At 45.7% G+C, this 795-nt stretch carries 1 protein-coding gene and 1 pseudogene; one reads left to right on the top strand and one right to left on the bottom strand.

Features of this window, described 5'->3' with window-relative positions; translation table 11 throughout:
- Positions 1–167 (top strand): annotated as a pseudogene (locus tag ACTHUR_RS13270) (class II fumarate hydratase); the annotation flags it as partial.
- 50 nt (positions 168–217) lie between these two features.
- On the opposite strand, the gene ACTHUR_RS13265 reads toward ACTHUR_RS13270, so the two are convergent.
- A complete protein-coding gene (locus ACTHUR_RS13265; protein WP_219089534.1) occupies positions 218–742 on the bottom strand; it encodes a hypothetical protein in 525 nt (174 codons plus the stop codon).
- Between the last annotated feature and the right edge of the window lie 53 nt (positions 743–795).

The following is a 795-nucleotide window of genomic DNA, read 5'->3' as shown; positions in this document are numbered from 1 at the left end:
TTACTGCGTTAAACCGCAAAATCGGCTACGAAAACGCCGCCAAAGTCGCTAAAACCGCCTACAAAAACGACAAATCGTTGCGCGAAACCGCCATCGAATTGGGCTTGTTGACAGGCGAAGAGTTTGACGAATTGGTCGTTCCTGCCGATATGGTTCATCCGCGTTAAGCTTTAATAATGAAACATGCCGTCTGAAAATGTTTTCAGACGACATGTTTTTATGCTGCGGTTTCCTTTTCCTCAAATAGGGTAAAAATCATTGGCAGCAGATTGATGCCCATTAGAAACATTATTGAGCTCAAAAATGTACGCCAGGCGTAATGCCACGCTTCCTTTCTGTCTGCTTGAGGTAGGAGCGATGCAGAATAGCGGTTGTGTAGGGTTTTTGCGGTGTCATTGTTTTCCAAATAGTCCAACGAAAGTACCAATAATTTGCCCGTGTCCTTGTGTTGTAAGAATTTGGCATGTTCAACCCAGATGCCCGGCTTGGCGTATTCGCATAAAGATTCAATGCCGACGCAAGAGGCCAAGCTGTTTTGGTTGTTTTGCAAAATCGACAACTCGTTTTTTTCAGCCTGCATGGTGGCGGCGGAGGTTTGATGAAGGTATGCGCTCATGCCGTTGCCCTCTATTGCTTGAAAATCATGGAGATGGCTGAATCCGCCATTTTCCCAGGCGACGAATAAGGCATAGCATCCGCTGAATAGGCAGATCATAGCCAATTTAAAGACAATATTTTTCATCCTTGCTCCTTTTGTTTGAAGACGGCGGCAAAGTCAGGAGGCGTGTTTTCTCG

It is taken from the genome of Neisseria sp. P0021.S007 (assembly GCF_051956855.1).
Note: the sequence above shows the minus strand (reverse complement) of the source record. Positions and strands in the feature narration are given on the sequence as shown.